Annotated in this window: 19 protein-coding genes; 12 read left to right on the plus strand and 7 right to left on the minus strand. The window is 68.9% G+C overall.

Going from position 1 to position 25,907, the window contains the following annotated elements:
• The first annotated feature begins 243 nt into the window (after window positions 1–243).
• The 3 genes from QM624_RS09025 to pepN all read left to right on the plus strand — a co-directional run bounded on the left by QM624_RS09025 (window position 244) and on the right by pepN (window position 5,269).
• Complete coding sequence (locus QM624_RS09025) at window positions 244–1,113, plus strand: DUF559 domain-containing protein (RefSeq protein ID WP_415090966.1); 870 nt, start codon at window positions 244–246, stop codon at window positions 1,111–1,113.
• A gap of 156 nt (window positions 1,114–1,269) precedes the next feature.
• Window positions 1,270–2,673, plus strand: a complete 1,404-nt coding sequence (locus tag QM624_RS09030; protein WP_415090968.1) for an FGGY-family carbohydrate kinase — start codon at window positions 1,270–1,272, stop codon at window positions 2,671–2,673.
• A 43-nt stretch (window positions 2,674–2,716) separates the two neighbouring features.
• On the plus strand, window positions 2,717–5,269 hold the full coding sequence (gene pepN, locus QM624_RS09035) for an aminopeptidase N (RefSeq protein WP_415091025.1): 2,553 nt from the start codon (window positions 2,717–2,719) through the stop codon (window positions 5,267–5,269).
• A gap of 11 nt (window positions 5,270–5,280) precedes the next feature.
• Here pepN and QM624_RS09040 read toward each other — a convergent pair whose 3' ends face one another.
• Window positions 5,281–5,451, minus strand: coding sequence for a hypothetical protein (locus QM624_RS09040; protein WP_415090970.1), 171 nt, complete (start codon window positions 5,449–5,451; stop codon window positions 5,281–5,283).
• Between the two features lie 115 nt (window positions 5,452–5,566).
• Window positions 5,567–6,676, minus strand: a complete 1,110-nt coding sequence (locus QM624_RS09045) for a glycerophosphodiester phosphodiesterase (RefSeq protein WP_415090972.1) — start codon at window positions 6,674–6,676, stop codon at window positions 5,567–5,569.
• Window positions 6,677–6,956: 280 nt separating this feature from the next.
• Between QM624_RS09045 and pyrR the strand changes: the two genes are divergently transcribed.
• From pyrR to QM624_RS09060, 3 genes are read left to right on the plus strand one after another with little or no spacing between them, the layout of a single operon-like run.
• The gene (gene pyrR, locus QM624_RS09050; RefSeq protein ID WP_415090974.1) at window positions 6,957–7,502 is read left to right on the plus strand and encodes a bifunctional pyr operon transcriptional regulator/uracil phosphoribosyltransferase PyrR; all 546 of its coding nucleotides are present in this window, start codon (window positions 6,957–6,959) and stop codon (window positions 7,500–7,502) included.
• Entirely contained in the window at window positions 7,502–8,437 is a 936-nt protein-coding gene (locus QM624_RS09055) for an aspartate carbamoyltransferase catalytic subunit (RefSeq protein ID WP_415090976.1), read from the plus strand. The genes pyrR and QM624_RS09055 overlap by 1 nt, the downstream gene beginning before the upstream one ends.
• Window positions 8,434–9,702, plus strand: a complete 1,269-nt coding sequence (locus QM624_RS09060; RefSeq protein ID WP_415090978.1) for a dihydroorotase — start codon at window positions 8,434–8,436, stop codon at window positions 9,700–9,702. The genes QM624_RS09055 and QM624_RS09060 overlap by 4 nt, the downstream gene beginning before the upstream one ends.
• A 52-nt stretch (window positions 9,703–9,754) precedes the next feature.
• Here the strand turns inward: QM624_RS09060 and QM624_RS09065 are convergent, their stop codons facing one another.
• From QM624_RS09065 to QM624_RS09075, 3 genes are all read right to left on the minus strand, one after another.
• Window positions 9,755–11,281 carry a gluconokinase gene (locus QM624_RS09065; RefSeq protein ID WP_415090980.1) on the minus strand — a complete coding sequence of 509 codons (1,527 nt, stop codon included), beginning with the start codon at window positions 11,279–11,281 and terminating at the stop codon, window positions 9,755–9,757.
• 1 nt (window position 11,282) lies between these two features.
• The gene (locus QM624_RS09070) at window positions 11,283–12,644 is read right to left on the minus strand and encodes a mannitol dehydrogenase family protein (protein WP_415090982.1); all 1,362 of its coding nucleotides are present in this window, start codon (window positions 12,642–12,644) and stop codon (window positions 11,283–11,285) included.
• A 167-nt stretch (window positions 12,645–12,811) separates the two neighbouring features.
• Window positions 12,812–13,696 (minus strand): MIP/aquaporin family protein, encoded by an 885-nt coding sequence (locus tag QM624_RS09075; RefSeq protein WP_415090984.1) that lies wholly within the window; start codon window positions 13,694–13,696, stop codon window positions 12,812–12,814.
• A 470-nt stretch (window positions 13,697–14,166) separates the two neighbouring features.
• Between QM624_RS09075 and gndA the strand changes: the two genes are divergently transcribed.
• From gndA to QM624_RS09090, 3 genes are all read left to right on the plus strand, one after another.
• Window positions 14,167–15,615: an NADP-dependent phosphogluconate dehydrogenase gene (gndA, locus tag QM624_RS09080; RefSeq protein WP_415090986.1), complete on the plus strand. Its 1,449-nt coding sequence runs from the start codon at window positions 14,167–14,169 to the stop codon at window positions 15,613–15,615.
• Window positions 15,616–15,795: 180 nt separating this feature from the next.
• A complete protein-coding gene (locus tag QM624_RS09085; RefSeq protein WP_415090988.1) occupies window positions 15,796–16,293 on the plus strand; it encodes an NfeD family protein in 498 nt (165 codons plus the stop codon).
• Window positions 16,294–16,340: 47 nt separating this feature from the next.
• On the plus strand, window positions 16,341–17,834 hold the full coding sequence (locus tag QM624_RS09090; RefSeq protein ID WP_415090990.1) for a flotillin family protein: 1,494 nt from the start codon (window positions 16,341–16,343) through the stop codon (window positions 17,832–17,834).
• An 88-nt stretch (window positions 17,835–17,922) separates the two neighbouring features.
• Here the strand turns inward: QM624_RS09090 and QM624_RS09095 are convergent, their stop codons facing one another.
• Entirely contained in the window at window positions 17,923–18,789 is an 867-nt protein-coding gene (locus QM624_RS09095; protein WP_415090992.1) for an acyl-CoA thioesterase, read from the minus strand.
• Complete coding sequence (locus QM624_RS09100; RefSeq protein WP_415090994.1) at window positions 18,786–20,606, minus strand: AMP-dependent synthetase/ligase; 1,821 nt, start codon at window positions 20,604–20,606, stop codon at window positions 18,786–18,788. Before QM624_RS09100 ends, QM624_RS09095 begins: the two co-directional genes overlap by 4 nt.
• 263 nt (window positions 20,607–20,869) lie before the next feature.
• Between QM624_RS09100 and QM624_RS09105 the strand changes: the two genes are divergently transcribed.
• The 3 genes from QM624_RS09105 (at window position 20,870) to ettA (ending at window position 25,847) form a co-directional block, all read left to right on the plus strand.
• Complete coding sequence (locus QM624_RS09105; protein WP_298130705.1) at window positions 20,870–21,331, plus strand: MarR family winged helix-turn-helix transcriptional regulator; 462 nt, start codon at window positions 20,870–20,872, stop codon at window positions 21,329–21,331.
• Between the two features lie 4 nt (window positions 21,332–21,335).
• Entirely contained in the window at window positions 21,336–24,083 is a 2,748-nt protein-coding gene (locus QM624_RS09110; RefSeq protein ID WP_415090997.1) for an FAD-binding and (Fe-S)-binding domain-containing protein, read from the plus strand.
• Window positions 24,084–24,164: 81 nt separating this feature from the next.
• Window positions 24,165–25,847, plus strand: coding sequence for an energy-dependent translational throttle protein EttA (gene ettA, locus QM624_RS09115; RefSeq protein ID WP_415090999.1), 1,683 nt, complete (start codon window positions 24,165–24,167; stop codon window positions 25,845–25,847).
• Window positions 25,848–25,907: the final 60 nt, after the last annotated feature.

Below are 25,907 nucleotides of genomic sequence, written 5' to 3' on the forward strand. Positions count from 1 at the left end.
CACGGTAGTGCGGTGCATCAGTCCGCCCGCCTCCGGTTCACAGGCTGGCTTCAGCAACGCATGGGGCTACTCGCAGATCGTCTGAAATCGACCCCAGAGTTGCCTGTGTGGCGAGCGAACTCAGGCGTGGAAAGCCGACCTCCGCTCCCGGGAGCACTCACTGTGGGGTCGATTTCAGACGATCTACACGAAAAGACCGTGGGGGCTGTCACAAAACGGGTCTCGAAAACTGCCTTCTAGGGTGTGAAGGTCATTTCTGAACTGCTGCAGGCTGAAGGCGGCATCCTGTCCCGACGGTCTCACCGCTCCATTCAGCACCACCTCGACTATCAGGTCCGCACCGGCCGGCTGCACGCATTGCTGCCCGGCGTCTACGCGCCACCTGATCCTTCCTGGGAGGCGCGCATCCTCGCCGCTGCCGAGTTTCGCCCAGACTGCGTGCTCACGGGTGCGGCCGCGGCCCGCCTGCTCTGGTGGCCCGAGTGTCCCCTTGATTCAGTGACCGCCGCCGTCAGTGCGAAGGTGAAGGCATCGACGCCCGGATACCGATGGGAACTCCGCACGATTCCTGATGACCTCGTCGTTGACCGGGGCAGGCTGCGCATCGCCGCACCCGCGGTGTCGGTGCTCGACCTCCTCCCGCCGCTGGGCGGCAGAGCCATCGACGAGGGGCTACGCCGCAGGGCGATGAACCTTGACGACCTGCGACAGGCACTGGCTCTGATGCCGCACCGGCCACAGAACGGTCTGCGCCGCGAACTCATCGAGGATTCTCGGGATGAGCCGTGGTCCGAGGCCGAGCGGCGGACCCACCGACTACTCCGCGCCGCCGGAATCACCGGCTGGTGCACGAACCATGTCGTCACCGCCGGAAAGTTCAGCTACACCGTGGACATCGTCTTCCTCGCCGCACGCTTGGTCATCGAGATCGACGGATGGGAGTTCCACCACGGTCGACCAGCGTTCGTCAGCGACCGTTGGCGGTACTCCCGGCTCGCGGCTGGCGGCTGGCGGGTCCTCCCGCTTGCCGCGACAGCCATTGAGGACGAGCCAGAGGCGTTCATCGCTCTAGTCAACGACGCGTTGGCAGACCGTACTCACGGAGTTGTCTGAAATCGACCCCAGAGTGCGCGGCGCGCTCTCCATCGGCTCGGCAACGGGAGGCGAGATCCGGTTGGTTCCGGCGAGGCGGACATCAACTCTGGGGTCGATTTCAGACAAACCTCGAGTAGTGGTGCCGGATCGCGGCAAGCCGTCACCATGGTGACCATGACGGCGGCGGTCGGCATCGACATCGGAACGACCAACACCAAGGTCGTTCGAGTCGAGCGCGGCCTCAGCACGACGGTGCTCACTCGCCCGACGCCGGCACGACTCGACGAGCTGCTGGCCGTGGTCATCAGGGGTCTGACCGCAGCAACCCAGGCAGGTCCGGTCGATGCGGTCGGCATCGCTTCGATGGCGGAGTCCGGGTTTCCGCTCGACGCCGACGGACGGGCACTCACGCCCCTCCTCTCCTGGCAGGACGCCCGCGATGACACCGAGATCCGTGCGCTGGCCGACAGGCTGGGCGCCGACGCATTGTTCGAGGCGACCGGGGTCCGCCCGGGACCGAAGCCCTCGCTGGCCGTCTGGCTGTGGCTACGCGCTCAGCGGCCCTGCGTCTTCTCCGCGATGCGTCGCTGGGTCGGGGTGGCAGACGCGGTCCACCTCGCTCTGACCGGGGAGTTCCGCACCGATCACACGCTCGCCGGACGCACCCTGGCCTACCGCCTTCCAACCTCAGGAGAACCGCTCAGCAGCAGCTTCGATCCGACACTGCTTGGCGAGGTCGGGCTCACCCCCGACCAACTTCCTCGGGTCGCGCTACCCGGCGAGCCACCAGCGCAAGCGCGCGAACACATACAGACCGGCCTCCGGCCCGGCACCCCGGTCGTGGTCGCCGGGCACGATCACCAGGTGGCTGCCTGGGCGTCAGGTGTTCGCACCATCGGCCAGGTCGCCGATTCGGTGGGTACCGCCGAGGCCGTCCTCAACCTGGTCGGTCAGGTCCCCGACCGGCCGGCGGTGCGTGCCCAGGGCATGAGCGTGGTGCGCGCGGTCGACGGCATCACGGAGGGCCTGCTCGCCGGCACCGGATCCGCCGGCGGGTTCCTGCAGTGGCTGGCCGATCGGCACACCGGCGGCGACGTCTCCGAACTGCTCACCGAAGCGACCGAAACCAACAAAGCACTAGCCGGCGATGCCTGGCTGCTGCCCTACCCCTCCGGACGCCAATGCCCCGATCCTGACTCGGCAGCCCGCGTCCGAATGATCGGTTCGCCGGCCGACCTCGGAGTCACCGCCGTGGAGTCGCTCGCCTACCAGGCGCAATGGGTGCTCGACACCCAAACTGCCTTGTCCGAACGCCGTCCCAGCCAGCTCACCCTCGCCGGGAATCCGCTGCATCGCACCCCGCTCTGGGCACGGATCAAGGCCACGCTGGCCGGCGTTCCGACGACTCTGACCACCGCGACCGAACCGGTGGCCACGGGCGCCGCACTGCTGGCCCTCCACCGCGCCGGGCTGAGCGACGAACCTCCGCTCGCGATCAACAACATCGACCCCTTCGACGACGAGATTCGCGACCGCTATCGGGATCGGCTCGCCGCCTTCATCGCGTCCACGCAGTAGGAGTACTGTGACCGCCTGGCGCGACTCCCACACCTGGAGGACCATGTACCCGGCCAACATCACCCGCGATGAAGCCCACACCCGTTCCCAACTGCTCAGCACCAGCCGCTACCGCGTCACCGTCGATCTGACCGGCTCGCCAAGCACCTTCACCTCCACCTCGACGATCAGCTTCAGCTCGACCGCGGGCACCACCTTCGTCGACCTGATCGCCGATTCGATCGTCGAGGCGACCCTCGACGGCACCGCCCTCGACACCGCCGGCTTCAACGGCGAACGGCTCGATTTCACCCTCACCGAGGGCGACCATGTGCTGGCCATCACCGCGGTCTGCCGGTACAGCAACACCGGCGAGGGCCTGCATCGCTTCGTCGACCCCGTCGACTCCCGGGTGTACTGCTACACCCAGCTGGAGGTCGCGGACGCCCGCCGCGTCTACGCCTGCTTCGACCAGCCCAACCTGAAGGCGTCCTTCGAGTTCGCGGTGATCGCACCGGCGCACTGGACGGTGCTGTCCAACTCGCCCGAGGTGGAGCCCGTGGTGGCCGGCGACCTGGGCCGCTGGGAGTTCGCGCCGACCCCGCCGATCTCGACCTACATCACCGCGCTGATCGCCGGCGAGTACCACACGGTGCGCACCAGCTACCGCGGCCGGGAAGCTGAGATTCCGTTCTCACTCTCCTGCCGGGCATCGATGGCGCCCTACCTCGACGTGGACCGGCTGTTCGCCACCACCTCGCGCGGCTTCGACGTCTTCGAGGAACATTTCGGCGAGCCGTACCCGTTCAGCGACTACGCCCAGGTGTTCGTCCCCGAGTTCAACGCCGGCGCCATGGAGAACTCCGGATGCGTCACCATTCGCGACGAATACCTGTACCGCTCGCGGGTCACCTCGGCGGCCTACGAGGCGCGGGACAACACGATCCTGCACGAGTTGGCGCACATGTGGTTCGGCGACCTGGTCACGATGACCTGGTGGGACGACCTGTGGCTCAACGAGTCGTTCGCCGAATGGGCCTCCCATTTCGCCCAGGACGAGATCCGCAAGGTGCACGGCGGCGACGATCCGTGGGCCACCTTCTGCAACCAGCGCAAGACCTGGGCCTACCGGCAGGATCAGCTGCCCTCCACCCACCCGATCGCCGCCGACATGGTCGACCTGGAAGCGGTCGAACTCAATTTCGACGGCATCACCTACGCCAAGGGCGCTTCGGCGCTGCGCCAGTTGGTGGCCTTCGTGGGCCTGGAACCGTTCCTGGCCGGCGTCCGGACCTATTTCGGACGGCATGCCTGGGGCAACACCCAGCTGACCGACCTGCTGCGCGCGCTGGAGGAGGCGTCCGGGCGCGACCTGTCCTTCTTCACCGGTCAATGGCTGCAGACCGCCGGGGTGAACACCCTGACCTGCGAGTACGAGATCGACGAACGGGGACGGTTCTCCCGGTTCACCGTCGTCCAGCACGCCACCGAGCAGTGGCCGACCCTGCGCCGGCACCGGATCGGGATCGGCTGCTACGACCCGACCGACGACGGCATCGAGCGTGTGCACCGGGTCGAACTCGACATCGACGGCGAGCGCACCGACGTGCCGGCGCTGGTCGGCGTCCCGGCGCCGGCGGTGGTGCTGCTCAACGACGGCGACCTGTCGTACGCGAAGATCCGGGTCGATCGCGGGCTGGACGTGGTGGTCCAGCGGATCCACGAGTTCCGTGATCCGGTGGCCCGGGCGCTGCTCTGGGGCGCGACCTGGGACATGTGCCGCGACGCCCAGTTGCCCGCGTCCGACTACGTCGACCTGGTGACCCGCGGGGTGGCGGTCGAAACCGACCTGACCGCGGTGACCGCCGTGCTGGCTCAGGCCGAGGCGGCCGTCCGGTACTACACGCCGCCGGCCGCTCGGGCCGCGTTGGCGACCCGCTGGACGGCCGGTCTGGTGCGGCTGGTGAAGGACGCCGAACCTGGCTCCGATCACCAGTTGGCGATCGTGCGCGCGCTCGCCGGTTCGCTCACCACCTCGGCCGGTGCCGACCTGCTCCGCGCCTGGCTGGCCGGCGAGGAGGTGCCGGACGGCCTGGTCGTCGACACCGACCTGCGTTGGAGGTTCGTCACCCAGCTCGCCCAGCTCGGCGGCCTGGACGATGCCGGCATCGATGCCGAACTGGCCCGGGACAACACCGCCACCGGCGCCGAGAAGGCCGCGGGTGCTCGCGCCGCGCGTCCGGACGCTGCGGCGAAAGCCGAAGCCTGGCGGTTGGCGATCGAGGACGCCTCAGTGCCGAACGCCACCCACACCCAGATCTGCGCGCACTTCTGGGCGCTCGATCAGGACGAGGTGCTGCGGCCGTACGTGGACCCCTGGTTCGAGGTGATGGCCGACATCGCGGCCCAGCGCAACGGCTGGGGGCAACGGTCGTTGGCGATCCGCAAGAACGTCGGCGAACTGCTGTTCCCGCGTCCGCTGGGTGACCGGGCGTTGCTGGCCCGGATCGACGAGTGGATGGCGACCACCGAGCTCACCGACTCGGTCCGCCGGATGGTCAGCGAACGGCGCGACGACGTCGAGCGCGCCCTGCGCTGCCAGGAGGCCGCCGGCTGACGGACGGTGGCTCAGGAGTCCTTGCGGTCGGGCCGGAACCAGCTCGGCGCCATCACGAGCAGCAGCAGAACGAGCGCGATCGCGGCGGGCACCCCCAGCAGCACGGTCAGCGACTGGATCGCGGTGGGATCGGCGGCCTCGGGCCAGCCCGGCAGGGTCTTGAGCGGGATCAGTCCGAACATGGACACAGGGTATTGCACGAAGCCAGCCACGTCACGACCCGATCTGGTCGAGTCGAGGCGCCGTCGTCCGAACACTTGGCTCGGACGACGGGCGCACCTCAACCGTCAGCCAGGATCAGCGCCGGCCCCGGACGGCCGCGACACCCAGGTCGGGATTGTCGGTGAAGAACTGATCCATCCCGGCCCGCAGGAAGGTCCGGATCTCGCCCACCAGGTCACCCACGGCAGCCGGGTCGCTGCTGCTGCGGAACTCCGCGGGCAGGAAGTTGTTCTCCCGGCGGAAGGTCCAGCCGACCACGGTCAGGCCGGCGCGATGGGCGTCCCGGATCACCGGGGTGGGCGCATCCAGGGTGCCGTCGGCCTTGCGCGGAATCATCACGTCCTTGCACAGACCCACCTGGTCGGCGTACCGGCTGATCGCCCGCAGGCCGCGCGGCGTCACCATGTCGGCGTAGGTCACCTGCCGTCCGGCGGCGATCTGGTCGTACGGGCCGCCCGCGCAGTCGATCAGCTGCACCAGCCGCACCCGGGTCATCCGGTTCAGCCGTTGCAGGTTGCTGATCTCGAAGCTCTGGATGACGGCGGGGTCGCGTGGGCTGTCGAAACCGTAGCGATGCAGCAGTCGCACCACCTTCGGCTCCAGGTCGAAACCCTGCTGCCGGAAGAACGTCGAGTGCTTGATCTCGGGAATGACACCGACCCGCTTGCCTGAACAGGTCCGCGTCTTCGCGGCGTAGGCGAGCACCTCTTTCAGGGTCGGCACCTGGTACAGGCCGTCGTACTTGGTGTTCTGCGGGCGCAGGTCGGGCAGCCGCTCGACCGCGCGCAGGCTACGCAGTTCGGCCAACGTGAAGTCCTCGGTGAACCATCCGGTCACCGGGTTGCCGTCGAGCAGTTTGGTGGTCTTGCGGCTGGCGAATTCGGGATGGTCAGCAACATCGGTGGTGCCGCCGATCTCCGGTTCGTGCCGATCGACCAGAACGCCGTCGGAGGTGGTCACCACATCGGGCTCGATGTAGTCGGCGCACTGTTTGACCGCCAGCTTGTAGGCGGCGAGGGTGTGCTCGGGGCGATAACCGGACGCCCCGCGATGGGCGATCACCACCGCGTCGGAGTGGTGTCTGCCACGGTCGCCGGCCCCCGTGGCCGACGCCGGAGTTGCGAGCAGTCCGGTGATGGTGAGCCCTGCGGCGAGCGCCGCCAGGGTGGTGCGAAGGAAAGGCATGAGGCCTCCTCAGTGGAAGAACGGACGCCGCGCGCGGGGTGCTGAGCGGCGCCGCCGGCCGAGACCGACCCGTTCATCCAGCCATCGCCGGCAGCCGTCGGGCAACCCCCTTCTCATGAACACACCGCTCACTCTGGGCCACAAATCACCCCTTCAGGTGGCGTGCGCGCATCGGACGGCGGACCGCGGCAGGCACCAGCGCGACCACTCTCGATAGAGTGTCGGCGGGTCGTTTCGGTGTCCGGACCGGCCCGCAACCAACCTCTACAGGAGCATCCGCGTGACCAAGAAACCCGCCCACTTCACGTGGGACGGCCATCACATCGCGCGCGCCGTGGCCCGGATGGCCCACCAGATCGTCGAGGCCAATGCCGGCAGCGAAGATCTGGTGTTGCTGGGCATTCCGACCCGCGGCGTGCTGCTGGCCCGTCGGCTGGCCGACGCGATCCGCAGCATCGAGGGGGTCGAGGTGGGCGTCGGTGAACTCGACGTCACGATGTACCGTGACGACCTGCGCCGGCAGCCGACCCGCGCGGTCGGCCGCACCACGATCCCGCGTTCGATCGACGATCTGACGGTGGTGCTGGTCGACGACGTGCTGTTCACCGGACGCACCATCGCCGCCTCGCTGGATGCCCTGAAAGAAGTCGGACGGCCCCGCATCGTCCAACTGGCGGTGTTGATCGACCGCGGCTACCGGCAGTTGCCGATCCAGGCCGACCACGTCGGCAAACAGGTCCAGGTGCCACCGGATGCCCGGGTCAACGTGCGGTTCGCCGAAATCGACGAGGCCGACGCCGTCACGATCAGCCTGACGGAGGTCTGATGCGACATCTGCTGAGCGCCGGCGATCTGAGCCTGGCCGAGATCACTTCGATCCTGAACACCGCCGAAGAGATGCACACCATCCAGTCCCGGCCGATCAAGAAGCTGCCGACGCTGCGCGGCCGCACCGTGATCAACATGTTCTTCGAGGACTCCACCCGCACCCGGACCAGCTTCGAGATGGCCGGCAAGTGGATGTCCGCCGACACCATCAACGTCACCGGCAAGGGCTCGTCCACCTCGAAGGGCGAGTCGCTGCGGGACACCATGCTCACCCTGGACGCGATGGGCACCGACTGCTTCGTGATCCGGCACGGCTCCTCCGGCGCGGTCGCCCAGGCGGCCGGCTGGGTGAAGGCGCATGTGGTGAACGCCGGCGACGGCACCCACGAGCACCCCACCCAGGCACTGCTGGACGCGTTCACCATGCGGAGGCACTTCCGGGCCCTGGAGTCTGGTGACAGCGACTTCGAGGGCAAGACGATCGCCATCGTCGGCGACCTGCTGCACAGCCGGGTGGTGCGTTCGAACGTGCTGCTGCAGCGCACCCTGGGCTCGAAGGTGATCCTGGTCGCTCCCCCGACCCTGCTGCCGACCGGTGTCGACCAGTGGGGTTGTGAGGTGACCGACGACTTCGACGCGGCGCTCGAGGCGTCCGATGTGGTGATGATGCTGCGGGTCCAGCGGGAGCGGATGCACGGCGGCTTCTTCCCCACGGCGAGGGAATACACCGAGCTGTACGGGCTCACCCCCGAGCGGCTGGCCCGGCTGCGACCGGGCGCGGCGATCTGCCACCCGGGCCCGATGAACCGCGGCCTGGAGATCTCGTCCGAGGCGGCCGACGCCGCCAACTCGCTGATCCTCGACCAGGTCACCGCCGGTGTCTCGGTGAGGATGAGTGTGCTGTACCACCTGCTGGGAGGAAGCCCCGAATGAGAGACCTGCTGATCACCGGCGCTGCCCTGGCCGACGGCACGACCGGTGACCTGGGTGTGCGTGACGGGGTGTTCGTGCCGGCCGCCGACGTGACCGACGCCGAGCAGATCGATGCCGACGGGCTGCTGGCCCTGCCCGGCCTGGTCGACTCGCACACCCATCTGCGCGAGCCCGGACGCGAAGACGCCGAGACGATCGCCACCGGTACCTTGGCCGCCGCTCGCGGTGGCTACACCGCCGTCCATGCCATGGCGAACCTGGATCCGGTGACCGATTCGGCCGAGGCCGCCGAGTACCTGAAGGCGCTGGCCGGGCGTACCGCGAGCGCCGAGGTGATCGTGGTCGGCTCGGTGACCAAGGGACTGGCCGGCGAAGAGCTGTCCGAGATGGGGCTGATGAACCGCTCCGCCGCCGGCGTCCGGATGTTCTCCGACGACGGCAAATGCGTGATGGACTCGCTGGTGATGCGCCGCGCGCTCACCTACGCGAAGACCTTCGACGGGGTGATCGCCCAGCACGCCCAGGACACCCGGCTGGCCGGCACCGGCGCCTGCTGCCACGAATCGGAGATCTCCGGACGGCTGGGTCTACCCGGCTGGCCCGCCCTGGCCGAGTCGGTGATCATCGCCCGCGACGTCGAACTGGCGCAGCTCGCCGGTGGACGGCTGCACGTCTGCCACGTCTCCACCGCCGAGGGCGTCGAGGTGATCCGCTGGGCGAAGGCCCGCGGGGTGAACGTCACCGCCGAGGTGACCCCGCACCACCTGTATCTGGCCACCCGCGAGGTGGAGAGCTACGACACCACCTTCAAGGTGAACCCGCCGCTGCGCACCGACGAGCACATCGAGGCGGTCCGCGAGGCGCTGGCCGACGGCACCATCGACATGGTCGGCACCGACCATGCCCCACACGCCCGGCAGGACAAGGACCACCCCTTCGACATCGCGCTGCCCGGCATGCTCGGCCTGGAGCAGTCCCTGGCGGTGGTGCTCGAGGTGATGATCAACACCGGACGCCTGGACTGGCCCACCCTGGTGGAGCGGATGTCCTACGCCCCGGCTCGGCTGTCCCGGACGGCGACCCAGGGCCGTCCGATCGCCGTCGGCGAGCCCGCCAACCTGGTGCTGGTCGACCCGTCCGCCCGCGCGGTCGTCGACCGGGACGCGTCGGCGTCCAAATCGCGCAACAACCCGTACCACGGGCGCGACCTGCCCGACCCGGTGCTAGCCACCGTCTGGGCCGGACGCCTCACCTACCGCCGCTAACTCCGGCTGGCTCGTCCACAGTCATCCAGCTCTCTGGTCATCCCGGCCTCCGTCAGGAGAACAGGTTTCGCACCTCGTCGTAGCGGGCAAGCAGCGCTGGGATCTGGGCGCGGATGGCACGGTAGGCGGCGACGTCGTCGGGGTCGGGAATCAGTTCGTCCGAACCCGCATCGGGGTCGGCACCCAGCATGATCAGCGCCTCGCGCAGGGAGGCTGCCTCGCACAAGCCGTACAGGGCCAGCGCCGCCGCGCCCAGCGCGGTGCCGTCCGCACCGTCGGTGACCACCAGCGGACGACCCAGCGCGGCGGCCAGGATCTCGCGCCAGACCGGTGAGCGGAACACGCCGCCGGTGGCCCGGATCTGCCGGATCGGGCTCACCCGGTCGAGTTCGTCGACCACCGTCGAGAGCATCAGCGCGACCCCTTCGACGGCCGCACGGACGAAGTGTTCCCGTCCGTGGCTACGCCGAACGCCGAGGAAGGCGCCGGGAATGGTCGGGTTCCACAGCGGCGCCCGCTCGGCCATCAGGAACGGCAGCGAGATCAGGCCCTCAGCGCCGATCGGGATATTGCGGGCCAGGTCGAGCAGCATGCCGTCCGGGTTGCCGCCGGGCTCGGCGGCGAAGTCGACGCCGAAAACGTCACCGCCCCAGCGGACCACGATGCCGCCGTTGCTGATCGCGCCGCCGATCACCCAGGCGTCCTCGGCCAGGTTGTAGCAGAACAGCTTCCCGGCATCATCGACGTAGGGCCGGTCGGTGACCATCCGGACCGCGCCGGAGGTGCCCAGCGACAGCCCGACCACGCCCGGTTCCAGTGCACCCACCCCCAGGTTGCCCAGCGGTCCGTCGCCGGCCCCCAGCACGACGCGGACGCCGTCCGGCAGCCCGAGTTCGGCCAGCAGGTCGGCCCGTACCGGCAACGCCTCGGTGGTGGGACGCACCGGCGGCAGCTGCTCGCGCCGGACGCCGGTGACCTCCAGCGCCTCGGGATTCCAGTCTTTGGTGTTCACGTCGAGCAGCCCGGTGCCGGACGCGTGCGACACCTCGGTGACCAGTTCCCCGGTCAGCTGCAGCAGGATGTAGTCCTTCAGCCCCACCCACCAGTGCACGGACGCCGCGGTCGCCGCGTCCTCCTCGGCGAACCACATCAACTTGGTCAGGTGCGACATCGAATGGATCGGCGTGCCGGACGCCCGGTGCAGCCGGCGTCCGAGCTCGGTGCCGCGCAGCCGCATCGCCTGCTCCGCTGCCCGCGAATCGGCCCAGGTCAGCAGCGGGGTGATCGGACGGCGCTCGGCGTCCAGCCCGATCAGGCCGTGCAGCGCCGTCGACACGCCGATGCCGATCACCGGCGCCGCGCCGCACGCTTCGGCGATCTCGACCAAGCCCTCGTGCAGGGCCCGCCACATCACCTCGGGTTCCTGCTCCTCCCAGCCCGGACGGGGCTGCTGCAGCGGGTACTCGTTGTCGGCGCTGGCCCGCCAGCCGCCGCCGAGCGCGAACGCCGAGACCTTCGCCGCCGTGGTGCCGACGTCGAGGCCGATCACCACCCGAGCGTCGTGGGGTGCCTGCGCCATCTCAGCCCTCCATTCTCGTGGCGAGAGCCAGAATGCTGGCCCGGGAATCGCGATCGGTGATCTCCAGGAACTCGCACACCTTGCGCACCGCGTCCTCCAGGCTGCCCTCGCCGAGCGGGTGGACGGTGTCGGCCCGGGCATCGTTGAACGGCGCACCGAGGCCCCGCAGATGCAGTATCCAGGCGGCGACGGCACGCTCGGCGCCGATCGGACTGTTGCCCGCCTTGCGGTCGGCGACCAGCGCCGGCACGATCCGGACGGCGATCTTCTGCGAGCCGTCGGCCGCGATCCGGCTCAGCTGGTCCCGCATCCGCGGATTGCCGAACCGCTCCAGCAGTGCCGCCCGGTAGTCGCTGACGACGTCGTCCTCCAGCGCGAGTTGCCGTTGCGCGACATCCCACCATTCATCGACCCAGCCCCGGACGATCGGGTCGGCGATGGCGTCCGCCACCGTCTGGTGACCCTTGATCGTGGCCGCATAGGCCATCAGCGAATGCGCCCCGTTGAGCAGCCACAGCTTGCGCAATTCATGTGGGACGACGTCGTCGGTGATCAGCGCGCCGGCGCTCTCCCAATCGGGATGCGGACCACGGAACTCGCCGGCCATCACCCATTCGCTGAACGGTTCGGTGGCGACCGCGGCGAGATCGTCGACGCCCCGCTCGTCCAGCACGGCCTGCCGGACGGCGTCCGAGGCCCGTGGGGTGATCCGGTCGACCATGGTGGTGATGAAGCCCACCTCGGTGTCGAGGTAGCTGAGCAGGTCGGGTGCCGCGTCGGCGGCCAGGTCGTCGAGCACGACCGACAGCACGGTGCCGTTGTCGGGCAGGTTGTCGCAGCTGATCAGGGTGATCGGCCCCGCACCGGCGCGGCGGCGTTCGATCAGGCCGGCGACCAGCTTGCCGGGACCGGTCCGGACGACATGCAGGTTGCCGGCGGCGATCGCCGCGGCATCGGACGCCACGTCGGGGTTCTCCAGGTCGAGCCGGCCCAGTTCGTTGCGGTGGTACCCGGCCTCGGTGATCGTGATGGTGACCACCGTCACCTGCGGGTCGGCCAGGTAGCTCAGCAGGGCGTCGACGTCGGTGCCGCTGTGCGTGGTTGCGATCGAACTGATCACTTCGTAGTCGTTGTGCTCGGCGCCGACGGCCACCAGGGTGTACAGGTTCTCCTGGCGCTCCAACTCCGAGGCCGTGCCGAGCGAGCGGCCGGAGAACGCCGCGATGCCCCAGCGGTCGGCGTCCGAGGCCCGCTCGGTGTACCAGGCCTGGTGGGCCCGGAAGAAGTTACCCAACCCGAGATGCACCATCCGCACCGGTGGGGTGGGACGGCCGTCGCCGGCGCGAGTGAGTCGACGGGCCACTGTGCCTGCCTTTCCGAGTCGATCGACGGGCCCGGAAGGGAGCCCCGACAACGATCACGAGCGACGGCCTCCGCCGTTGTGGGGCCGGTTGCCACCGAACCCCTCCCGGGAGGGCGCCGTCGCTCGTGATCGTAGCAACACCGCTGTGGTCGGGTATCGCCACCTGATCAGGCATTCTCCTTGGGTCGCAGCGCACGGATCGCCCGGTCGGACTTGTCGAAGATCAACGCACTGGCCACACCGCCGATGATCGGGCCGATAGTGGTGGAGATCACCGACCAACTCCATACCCCTGTTCCAGGGAACGCGTGATCGCCGAAACCCATCAACAACAACATGACGCGGGGACCCAGATCACGGGCCGGATTGAACGAGGCCTGCGACAGTGGCGCGAAGAACAGCAGCAGCAGACCGACCGCGGTACCGACGATCAGACCGCCGGCCCAATCCGGCGGGCGGTTCTGCGAGTCGGCGCCGGTGGACAGAATGAACAGCAGCAGGAACGCGGTGCCGAGCACTTCGGCCGCGAAGCCGATCCAGAAGTTGAAGTTGTCATAACCCACCGTGCCGGCGAAACCCGGGTTCGGTGCGTAGGTGGTCAGCAACGCACCGATGCGTTCGCTGTGGAAGTCCACGCCCCACTCGACCGCCTTTGCCTCCATCGCGGGGCGGAACATCAGCACCAGGCCGGCCGCACCGACGAACCAGCCGATGAACTGGCAGACGATGTACAAAGGCACCAGCCGCCACGGATGCCGGCCGGTGGCCGCCATCGCCAAGGTCACCGCCGGGTTGAAGTGGGCACCCGACAACGGACCGGCCACGTAGATGGCCAGGCCGATCGCCAGCGCCCAGGTGAACACCGTCGGCCAGATCCCGGCGAAGTAGCTGCTCTCCGGCGAGCTCCAGGTGGTCGCCGTCAAACCGATGCCGATACCGATGAAGCAGACCAGGAAGCTGCCCAGGATCTCCCCGGTGATCATCGACGCCGTCGTCGGATGTATTTGTTCGCTGGTACCTACTTGGAAGAATTCGTCATCTTTGTTAGGCATCGGTAATCACCGCCTTGATCATGGTCGAGAAACTCTGACGAGTCATTTACTGCCTCCCTTTATCACTCCCCCCGCGCTTGCACCGCACAGCATCGTGGACCTCGCGGCTAGGGCTGTCAAGGGTCAGGTCGGCCATGAATGCGGCCCGGTATGACCACGGATCGGAATATGCGCGGAAGGCGGTTGATTCCGCCTCGAACCGGACGTATGTTCAGCGTTGGCTCGTGCAGTGTTGCCTTATTGCTCTCGTTGCCGGTAGTTATCGGTGGCGCCTTCGCAGCGCCCCATTTCCATTCAATATCACCGGATATTCGGCGCGGGTCGGTGGAGTCGACGCATGGGTTGGCGGCCTCGGGCCTCACCCCGCGGACGCGGTCGACGTCCGCGAGACACAATCGCGGACGCCACCTCGCCGGGCGGGCGATCTGGTGGAATGATCGCTGAGAACTCCCCGAACAGTGAGGAAGCAGATGAGCGACAAGACCGGCACCGCGCAGATCGGCGTGGTGGGCATGGCGGTGATGGGTTCGAACCTGGCGCGCAACTTCGCCAGCAAGGGCTTCAAGACCGCCGTCTTCAACCGCACCTACGCCAAGACCGAGGCCGTGGTGGCCGCCCACCCGGAGGCGGGCTTCATCGCGTCCGAGACGGTCGAGGAGTTCGTCGACTCGTTGGAGAAGCCGCGCCGGATCCTGATCATGGTCAAGGCCGGCCCGGCCACCGACGCCACCATCGACTCGCTGCTGCCGCACCTCGACCAGGGCGACATCATCGTCGACGGCGGCAACACCCACTTCCCCGACACCCGGCGCCGAGAGAAGCGGATCGCCGAGCTGGGCTTCAACTTCATCGGTTGCGGCATCTCCGGCGGCGAGACCGGCGCCCTGCTCGGCCCGGCGATGATGCCGGGCGGTCCGAAAGACTCCTACGCCCACATCGGCCCGATCCTGGAGAAGATCTCGGCCCAGTACGACGGCGAGCCGTGCTGCACCTGGATCGGTCAGGACGGCGCCGGCCACTTCGTGAAGATGATCCACAACGGCATCGAGTACGCCGACATGCAGTTCATCGGCGAGGCCTACGACCTGCTCAAGGGCGCCGGCCTGTCGGCCACCGAGGCGGCTGACGTCTTCGCCCAGTGGAACACCGGCGACCTGGACTCGTACCTGATCGAGATCACCGCCGAGGTGCTGCGCCAGGTCGACGCCGCGACCGGCAAGCCGCTGGTCGACGTGGTGGTCGACGCCGCCGGCATGAAGGGCACCGGCACCTGGACGGTGCAGTCGTCGCTCGACCTCGGCGTCCCGGCCGCCGCGATCGCCGAGGCGGTCTTCGCCCGCGCAGCGTCCGGCAGCACGTCGCTGCGTGCCGCCGCCCGCGCCGCGCTGCAGGGTCCCGACGGCGTCATCTCCGTCGACGATCGCGAGGCGTTCATCGCCGACGTCCGGCAGGCGCTGTGGTGCGCGAAGGTGATCGCCTACGCCCAGGGCCTGCACCTGATCAAGGTCGGCGCCGAGGAGTACGGCTGGGACATCGATGTGGCCGCCTGTGCCCGGATCTGGCGGGCCGGCTGCATCATCCGGGCGAAGCTGCTCGACCGCATCTCGAACGAGTACGCGGCCGGCAACCTGGAGACCCTGCTCGAGGCGCCGTCGATCAGTGCCGAACTGGCGGCCAGCAACGGCTCCTGGCGCCGGGTGGTGGCCCGTGCGGCCGAGGCCGGCGTGCCGATCCCGGGCTTCAGCTCGGCGCTGTCCTACTACGACCTGGTCCGGGCCGACCGCACCAACGCCGCCCTGACCCAGGGCCTGCGTGACTTCTTCGGCTCGCACACCTACCGGCGGATCGACAAGGAAGGCACCTTCCACACCCTGTGGTCCGGTGACCGCTCCGAGGTCGAGGCCGAGGACACCCACTGAGTACGGCATCCCGCCGCTGATCGAGCGGCCCATCGTTGGTCGAGCTTGTCGAGAGCCCTCACCGGATCTCGGCAAGCTCGATCTTCGTTTGCACTCGGGTGAATGGATCTCCCGAGCACCCCGCCCGCCCGGGAAGTGATACCCCAACCCGGTATCCTGGGTTCTCACGAAGGGAGCCCGGTGACAGTTTTCCTCGCGATCGGCGTGGTGGGGATCGTGCTGTTGCTGGTGGCTCTCGTGGCCGGCGATCTGCTGGACGGTGCCTTCGATGCCTTGGGTGGCGGCGAGTGGTTCACCGGAGCGGCGATGGCCGGTTTTCTCGGTGGCGTCGGCTTCGTCGGTGCCGCCATCCTGGCGCTGATCGACAACACCTGGCTGGCCGCCGCGGGCGGCGTTGTCGCCGGCCTGCTGCTCGGCGTCGCCGTCGGCTGGATCACGCTGCGGCTGCGTTCCTCCGGCGAGGGCGGCACGCCGTCCAGCGAGGCCCTGGTCGGGCTGCAGGGCACGGTGGTCAGCGAGATTCCCGGCGACGGCTACGGCCTCGTCCAGGTGGTCAACGGTGGTCACCTGACCCGGCTGAATGCCCGCTGCATCGAGCCGCTCGCCGCCGGCACCCCGGTCACTGTCACCGACGTGCTCTCGCCCACCTCGGTCAAGGTCGTCCCGACCTACCGCTGAAAACCCCACAGTCCTCCGAAGTCCCGACCGCTCTCCGAAGGAGTTAGATGAATCCCCTGATCCTCCCGATCGTCGGCCTCGTCGCCGTTGTGGTGCTGCTCGGCCTGTTGATCGCCAGCCGCTACAAGGTGGCCGGCCCCAACGAGGCCTACATCGTCACCGGACGCCGCGGCAAGGAGATCCGCAACGCCGAGACCGGACGGGTCTCCACCGATCTGTCCGGCCAGAAGGTGGTGATGGGCGGCGGCGTCTTCGTGGTGCCGTTCGTGCAACGACTGCATGTGCTCGACCTGCAGAGCCGTCGCATCCCGGTGCAGATCCGCGGCGCGGTCTCCGGGCAGGGCGTCAAGCTGAACCTGGACGGCGTCGCGATCGTCAAGGTGGGCGGCAACCAGGACTCGGTCCGCGCCGCCGCGCAGCGCTTCCTGCAGCAGCAGGACGAGGTGGAGACGTTCACCCAGGAGACCCTGGCCGGCTCGCTGCGCGCGATCATCGGCGGGCTGAGCGTGGAGCAGATTATCCGCGACCGGGCGGCGTTCGCGCAGCGGGTGGCGGACGAAGCCGAATCCTCGCTGACCGGCCAGGGCCTGGTGCTGGACACCTTCCAGATCCAGGACATCACCGACGACGGCACCTACCTGTCCGATCTCGGACGGCCCGAGGCGGCCCGCGTCCAGCAGTTGGCCGCGGTCGCCGAGGCCCAGTCCCGGCAGGCAGCCGAGCAGTCCCGGCTGGCGGCCGAACAGCAGATCGCCATCTCGGAGCGCGAGTTGATGCTCAAGCGGGCCGAGATCAAGGCCGAGACCGATGCCGCCGCGGCCCAGGCCGCCTCCTCCGGTCCGCTCGCCCAGGCCGACCGCGATCAGGCGATCCTGGCCGAGCAGGAGAAGGTCGCCGTCCGGCAGGCCGCGCTCAAGGAGCGCCAGCTCGACACCGAGGTGCGCAAGCCGGCGGACGCCGAGCGCTACCGGGTCGAGACCGAAGCCGCCGCGAAGCGGCAGTCGGCGATCCTGACCGCCGAGGCGAACAAGGCGGCGGCGATCGCCGCCGCGGAGGCCGAGGCCGAGAAGGCGCGGCTGACCGGTGAGGGTGACAAGTCCCGCCGGGCGGCGCTCGCCGAGGCTGAGGCCATCGAGGGCGCCAAGCGGGGCGAGGCCGAGAAGGCTCGCCGGATCGCCGAGGCCGAGGCGCTGCGCGCCGAGGGCGACGCCCAGGCGGCGGCGATTCTGGCCACCGGTGAGGCAGAAGCCGAGGCGATGAACAAGCGCGCCGACGCCTACGCCCGGTACAACGAGGCGGCCGTGCTCGAAATGCTGGTGAAGGTGCTGCCGCAGGTGGCTCGCGAGGTGGCCGCTCCGATGAGCAACATCGACAAGCTGACCGTGGTGTCCACCGACGGTGCCGGCGCCCTGCCCAAGCAGGTCAACGACAACGTGGTGCAGACCATGGAGATGCTGAAGAACACCACCGGGGTCGACCTGTCGAACCTGCTGGAGCGCTTCGCCGGCAAGGCCGACGACAAGGCATCACTCGCCGGCTGAACCACCGCTGAACGAGCTCGTCGGACCACCGCTGATCGAGCTTGTCGAGATCCGATCACGAGGTCTCGACAAGCTCGTCCGCGTCCGGTCAGAAGTGTTCGGCGGGCCAGAGTTCCAACCCGCTCCGCAACTCGTCGGGCACCGGGATCGGACGGCCCGTCCGGTCGCCGCAGACCAGCACGGTCCGAGCGCGGGCGTGCGTGGTGCCGGCCAGCGGGTCCGTGACCTCGGCGACCAGGGTCATCGAGGTGCGGCCGATCTCGGCCACCGCGACCCGGCTCTGGTACGGCTCCAGCCGATGGTCGAGCTGGGCCAGATAGTCGACGTCCTGACGGGCGACCATCCACAGGTAGCCGGCTTCGGCCGCCGCCGACATCCGGTTGCCGGCCTGGTCGGCTTCGCTCGACATCTGCACCCGCGCCTCCGCGACGTAGTCGAAGAAGCGCACATTGTTGACGTGGCCGTAGGCGTCCAAGTCGGTCCACCGGACGGTCAGCGGGGTGGCGTGTGCCCGCTCACCCGCCCGCCACCTACCCAGCGGGCGCAGCGGCTCCAGCGGACTGCTGCGGTCGACGAACCAGGCCCGTTCGGTGGGTGTCATCCGGCGCGGACGGCCGGCGTCGAAATCGAAGATGCACAGCACCGTCCGAGCCCGGGCGGCGACCACACCGTCCTGGACGACCTCGTAGCCGATGGTGAACCGCGAGGCACCGACATTGCCGACCCAGAGCCGCACCTCCACCGGCTCGGTGCGGAACTCGACCGGCGCCAGGTACTCCACCTGATGGCCGACCACCAACGTGCCGTGGCCCAGCAGGGCGGCGTTCTCGCCCTCCAGCAGGAACCGGACGCGCGCCTCCTGCAGGTAGTCGGCGATCAGCGCGTTGTTGACGTGGCCCTGCGCGTCGAGATCGACCCAGCGCAGCGGCACCCGGACGACTGCGGCCGGGTTCACTCGTCGTCCGACTCGCGCTCGTACATCGAGTCGATCTCGTCGGCGAAGCGTTTCGCGATCGCCGAACGGCGGACCTTCATGCTCGGCGTCACCTCGCCCTCGTCGACGCTGAACTCCTGCGGCAGGATGACGAACTTCTTCACCGTCTCCCAACGCTCCAGGCTCTGGTTGGCCCGATCGACGAACTCCTGGACCGCCTGGTGCGCCTTGTCGCTGGCGACGATCTCGGCATAGTCGGCGTCGGCCATTCCGTTCACCGCTGCCCAACGTTTGACGTTGTCGGCGTCCAGCGTCAACAGCGCGGAGATGTACTTGCGCCCGTCGCCGACCACGGCCGCCTGGCTAATGAACGGGATCGCGGCGACCAGTGCACCCTCCACCTTTTGCGGCGCCACATATTTGCCGCCGGAGGTCTTCATCAGGTCCTTCTTGCGGTCGGTCAGGGTCAGGTTGCCCTCGGCGTCCAGTTCGCCCAGGTCGCCGGTGTGGAACCAGCCGTCCACGATCGCCTCGGCCGTCATGTCGTCGGCAGCGTGGTAGCCGCGCATCACGCCCGGGCCCTTGATCAGCACCTCGCCGTCGTCGGCGATGCGGACCTCCGATCCGGGAGCGACCTTGCCGACGGTGCCGAACCGAGGCTCGACCGGCAGGTTCACGAACGAGAACGCCGTCGTCTCGGTCAGCCCATAGCCCTCGACGACCAGCAGCCCCGCCGAATAGAACCAGCCCTGCACCTTCTGGTTCAGCTTGGCCGAGCCCGAGACCATGAACCGCATCCGTCCGCCCAGCCGCTCGCGCAACTTGTGGAAGACCAGTTTGTCGGCCACCTTGTACTGCAGCCGAAGCGGCAACGGCAGCGGACGTCCCTGCAGCCGATAGGGGTGGCTCTGCTTCCCGACCGCGAACGCCCAGCGCGCGATGTTGCCCTTGAGGCCGGTCGAGTTCGTGGACAGGACGGTGGCCCGCACCTTCTCGAAGATCCGCGGAGCTCCGCACATGAAGGTGGGTTTGGTCACCCCGAGGTTCGCCACGATCCGGTCGACCCGGCCGTCGACCGCCGAGGCGAACCCGATGGCCAGCTGGATCGCGAGCAGGCATTTGCCGAAGACATGGGAGAGCGGGAGCCACAGGTACTGCAAGTCCTTGAAGTCGATCAGATCCAGCTGCTCGACCGCGAATCCCTCGTAGATCCAGTTGCGCTGGGTGAGTTCGACGCCCTTCGGACGGCCGGTGGTGCCGGAGGTGTAGATCAGGGTGGCCAGGCTGTCCAGGCCGATGCCGTCGCGGGCCGCGTCGACACAGTCCGGCTGCTCGGCGAGTCGCTTCTTCCCGCGGCTGATCAGCTGGCGCCAGGACAGGGTGTGTTCGCCGTCCCCTTCGCCCTCCAGCAGGATCACCGCCCGCACCTGCGCCTCGCCGCCGTCGAGTTTGGCTGCCTGTGCGGCGTCCTCGGCCACCAGCACCTGGGAGGCCGAATGCGCCACGATGTACTGGAAGTCGTCGGGCGCGGTGTTGGGATAGATGGTGGTGGTCGCCGCACCGATGGCACTGATCGCCAGGTCGACCAGAATCCACTCGATCCGGGTCGGGGCTGCGATCGCGACCCGCTCCTCCTGACCCACGCCGAAGGTGAGCAGTCCGGCGGCTACCTCGTGGATGCGCTGCCGGGCCTGGGCCCAGGTCAACGACTGCCACACGTCGTTGCCGTCGGGGTAGCGGAACGCCTCGGCGTTCGGGGATTTCTCGGCCCGCCAGTTCAGCAGGGCGCCGACCGAGGTGGGCTTGTCGTGCAGGATGGCGTCGGCATGGGTGTTCATGTCACTCCCGTCTGGCCACGGCGTCGGTGCCGAATTTCGGCCATTCTAGGGCGCGATACTGCGATCAGGACCGAGCCGGCACGGCGGGGGACGATCCGGTTCGCCGATACCGGAATCGCCGGCGACGGATGCCTGGCAAGCGGTGGCCGTCGAGGCGATCGGGGCGGCCGGCAAGGACCTGCTTTTCCCTAGCCAGCGCCCCCTGGCGCCCGGCCCGCAAGGCTTTCGGTTTACGCTTCAACAAGTGATGTTAAACTTACCCTGTGACTGTTGCATCCGACACCGTCTTGTGGCTGACCGCCGAACAGCAGGCGATCTGGCGCGCGTACCTGGCCGGGGTGAGTCGGATCAACGAACGACTCGATGCCGAATTGCGGCCGTTCGGGCTCGATCTGGGTGAATACGAGATCCTGGTCAACCTCTCCGAAGCCGACCAGCTGGAGATGCGCATGTCCGAGCTCGCCGATCGGGTTCGGCAGTCGCGTTCCCGGCTCACCCACACGGTGGCGCGCATGGAGGCCAAGGGGCTGATCCTGCGCAAGAGCTGCCCGCACGATCGCCGCGGGGTGATCGCGGTGCTCACCGCCACCGGCCTGAATCTGCTGAAGTCCGCGGCTCCGAACCATGTCGCATCGGTGCGCGCCGCACTGGTCGACGCGGTCGAACCCGCCGACTACGAGGCTCTCGGCCGCGCCATGAACGCCGTGCTCGAGGTGGCAGACTGACCGGGTGGGCCGCCCCGCCTTTGACCGTTCCACGCTGAGCCGCGCCCTCTACTCCTCCGACGCCTCCCTCTACCGGGTGGTACCCGAAGCGGTCTTCGTGCCCAGCGACCTCGCCGAGCTGGACGCGGCCGTCGACGACTCCCTGCAACGACAACTGTCCGTCACGATGCGTGGCGCCGGGACGTCGTGCGCCGGCAACGCGGTCGGGCCGGGCCTGGTGATCGACACCCGCCGCCTGAATCGGATCGAATCGCTCGATCCCCTCTCTGGCGTGGCCGTGGTGCAGCCGGGCGTCGTCCAAGCCGACCTGACCGCCGCCGGACGGCCGCACGGACTGAGATTCGGGCCCGACCCGTCGACCGCGTCCCGATGCACGGTGGGCGGCATGATCGGCAACAACGCCTGCGGGCCACGCGCTCTGGGCTACGGACGCACCAGCGACGTGGTGGCAGGGCTGGAGGTGATCACCGGGAGTGGCGAGCGGCTGCTGCTCGAGCCCGGCGCCGACCTGCGCACCCACCCGTCGCCGACGCTGCGCGCCCTGCATGAGTTGGTGCTGGCCAATCTGGGCGTGATCCGCACCGAGTTCGGTCGTTTCGGCCGGCAGGTGTCCGGTTATTCGCTGGAACACCTGCTGCCCGAGCACGGCTTCGATGTGGCCCGCTTTCTGGTCGGCTCCGAAGGCACCCTCGCCGTGGTGCGCCGGGCCACCGTCCGGCTTTCCCAGGAACCCGCGCACATCGCGCTGGTGGTGCTCGGCTTCGCCTCGCTGGCCGAGGCTGCCGACGCGATGCCCGAGGTACTCCGGTACCGGCCGCGGGCCTGTGAGGGGCTGGACGCCCGAATCATCGAACCCGCGCTGCGCAGTGGGACTGAGCCGGCACACGAACTGCCGCCCGGACGTGGCTGGCTGTTCGTCGAGTTGGCCGCCGATGATCCGGACGCGGTCGTGGCAGCAGCCCGGGAGCTGGCAGGCCTGGGCTCCGCGCTCGGCGCCGTGGTGGCGCGGGATTCCCGGGAGGCGGGCCGATGGTGGCGGTTGCGCGCCGATGCCGCCGGCTACGCCGGGGTGGCCCTGGCTGAGCCGGCCCATCCCGGTTGGGAGGACGCCGCTGTTCCGCCGGCACGTCTCGGCGCCTACCTGCGCGAGTTCGAGCAGTTGCTGACCCGGCACGGTCTGCACGGACTTCCCTACGGGCACTTCGGCGAAGGCTGCGTGCACTGCCGGATCGACTTTCCGATCGGTCTGCGGGGTGGCACCGCCGCCTATCGCCGGTTCGTCGAGGAGGCGGCCGACCTGGTCGCGGCACACGGCGGCTCGATGTCGGGTGAGCACGGCGACGGCCGCGCCCGCTCGGAACTGCTGCCGCGGATGTACTCGCCGCTGGCCCTGGCGCTGTTCGCCGCGGTCAAGCAGCTGTTCGATCCGGACAATCTGCTCAACCCGGGAGTGCTGGTCGATCCCGCACCGCTGGATGCTTCGCTGCGGTTGGCCTCCGTTCCGCATCCGATGGCGCGGGCGGTGGCCGACGTGCATCGGTGCAGTGGGGTCGGCCGGTGTGTGGCGTCCGGTGCGGCCGACGCGATGTGCCCCTCGTACCAGGTGACCCGGCGCGAGCAGGATTCGACCCGGGGCCGGGCCCGGGTGCTGCAGGAGCTGGCGAACGGTTCGCTGATCGCCTCGCCCCGCTCCCCCGAGGTGACCGCGGCGCTCGACCTGTGCCTGGCCTGCAAGGCCTGCGCCACCGAATGCCCCACCGGTGTCGATCTGGCCCGCGACAAGGCCCGGGTGCTGGATCGGGCGTACTCCGGACGGCTTCGGCCGCTGACCCACTACACCCTGGGCTGGCTGCCTCGCTGGACGCGGATGATGACCGCGGTGCCCGGCGTCGCCGCACTGGCGAACACCGCGCTGCGCACCCCCGGGCTGCGGCGGGTGCTGCTCGGCCTGGCCGGGGTGGACGCCCGGCGTCGAATCCCGCCGTTGCGGCGCAGGCCCCTCTCCCAAGCCTCGACCCTGTCGTCCGCGGGCGAGCCGGCGGCCGTGGACAACGACCAGGGTCGTGTGGCGGTGTGGGCCGACTCGTTCACCCGCGGCTTCAACGGTGAGCAGCTGGCGGCGACATTCCGGGTGCTGGCCGGCGCCGGCTACCGGCCCGAACTGGTCGGCGGGCACGCGTGTTGCGGGCTCACCTGGATCACCACCGGCCAACTGGACGCCGCCGCCCACCGGATACGGCAGGCCCTCGACGTGCTGAGCCCACTGGTGGATTCCGGCGTCCCGGTCGTCGGCCTCGAGCCGTCCTGCCTGTCGGTGTGGCGCGATGAGGCCGCCGAACTCGTCGACGATCCCCGCGTGGCGCGGGTGGCGAACGGTCTGCACACCTTGGCCGAACTGCTCGGTCGCACGCCGGGCTGGCAGCCGCCCAACCTGGCCGGTCGCACCATCGTCGCGCAACCCCATTGCCACCACACCGCCGTGCTCGGCTGGGCGGCCGATGCTGCCCTGCTGCGCGCCACGGGTGCAGAGATCGTGACGGTGACCGGCTGCTGTGGCCTGGCCGGCAATTTCGGCGTCGAGCGCGGCCACTACGACATCTCGGTGGCTGTCGCGGGTCTGCACCTGCTGCCCGCCGTCGAGGCCGCACCGGCCGACGCGATCGTGCTGGCGGACGGCTTCTCGTGCCGCACCCAGCTCGCCGACCTGACCGGACGGCGGGCCGTGACGCTGGCCGAACTGCTGAACGGCTGACGCCTGGGCAGCTGCTGCCGCGAGGCTCGATATACTCGTGTGCGCTCTGTTCGACTTCCCCTTTCCTTGACGAGGTTCCGTATGCCCGAGTTCGTGTTCACCATGCACAACGTCCGCAAGAAGCTGGGCGAGAAGCTGGTGCTCGACAACGTCACCATGTCGTTCTTCGAGGGCGCCAAGATCGGCGTCGTCGGCCCGAACGGTGCCGGCAAGTCGACCATGCTCAAGCTGATGGCCGGGCTGCTCCAACCCGACAACGGCGATGTCTTCCTGAAGAAGGAGGCGACCGTCGGCATCCTGCTGCAGGAGCCGCCGCTGACCGAGGGCAAGACGGTGATGGAGAACATCGAAGAGGCCGTCGCCGAAACCAAGGGGATGGTTGACCGGTTCAACGAGATCGGCATGGAGATGGCCGATCCGGACGCCGACTTCGACGCCCTGATGGAAGAGATGGGCAACCTGCAGACCGAGCTCGACCACCGGCAGGCATGGGATCTGGAGTCGCAGCTCGAACAGGCGATGGACGCCCTGCAGTGCCCGCCCGGGGACACCGTCGTCGACGTGCTCTCGGGTGGCGAGCGACGCCGGGTCGCGCTGTGCAAGCTGCTGCTGCAGCAGCCCGATCTGCTGCTGCTCGACGAGCCCACCAACCACCTGGACGCCGAGAGCGTGAACTGGCTCGAGGGTCACCTGAAGACCTACCCGGGCGCCGTGCTGGCCGTCACCCACGACCGGTACTTCCTGGACAACGTGGCCGAGTGGATCTGCGAGATCGACCGCGGCCGGCTGCACCCCTACGAGGGCAACTACTCCACCTACCTGGAGACCAAGCGGCAACGCCTGCAGATCGAGGGCAAGAAGGACGCCAAGCGCGCCAAGATCCTGGAGAAGGAACTCGAGTGGGTGCGGGCCAACCCGAAGGCCCGGCAGGCGAAGAACAAGGCCCGCCTGGCCCGCTACGAGGAACTGGCCGCCGAGGCCGAGCGCAACCGTCAGGTCGACCTGGCCGAGATCAACATTCCGCCGGGCCCGCGGCTCGGTTCCGACGTGCTGGACGCCAAGAAGCTCAGCAAGGGCTTCGGCGATCGGCTGCTGATCGAGAACCTGTCGTTCACCCTGCCCCGGGCCGGCATCGTCGGCATCATCGGCCCGAACGGCGTCGGCAAGACCACGCTGTTCAAGATGATCGTCGGCGAGGAGCAGCCCGACGCGGGCAGTCTGGAGGTCGGCAAGACCGTCCAGATCTCGTACGTCGATCAGTCCCGCGGCGGGATCGACTCGTCGAAGAATGTCTGGGAGGTCGTCTCGGACGGGCTGGACCACATCAAGGTCGGCAGTTTCGAGATGCCGTCGCGTGCTTATGTCGCCTCCTTCGGGTTCAAGGGACCGGACCAGCAGAAGCTGGCCGGCGTGCTGTCTGGTGGTGAGCGGAACCGGTTGAACCTGGCGCTCACGCTGAAGATGGGCGGCAACCTGCTGCTGCTCGACGAGCCGACCAACGACCTGGACGTGGAGACCCTGCAGTCGCTGGAAGACGCGCTGCTGGAGTTCCCCGGCTGTGCCGTGGTGATCTCCCACGATCGCTGGTTCCTCGACCGGGTGGCCACCCACATCCTGGCCTGGGAGGGCAGCGACGCCGACGAGGCCAACTGGTTCTGGTTCGAGGGCAACTTCGCCGACTACGAGGACAACAAGGTCGCCCGGCTGGGTGCCGAGGCGGCCCGTCCGCACGCCAGTAAGCATCGCCGGCTCACCCGCGACTGACGCCGAGAAACCGGTGGCCGGCAGGCTCGGGGGACGCGCCCGCGCCGGCCACCGGATCCC

The organism is Micropruina sp. (assembly GCF_047606365.1).
Lineage (GTDB): Bacteria > Actinomycetota > Actinomycetes > Propionibacteriales > Propionibacteriaceae > Micropruina.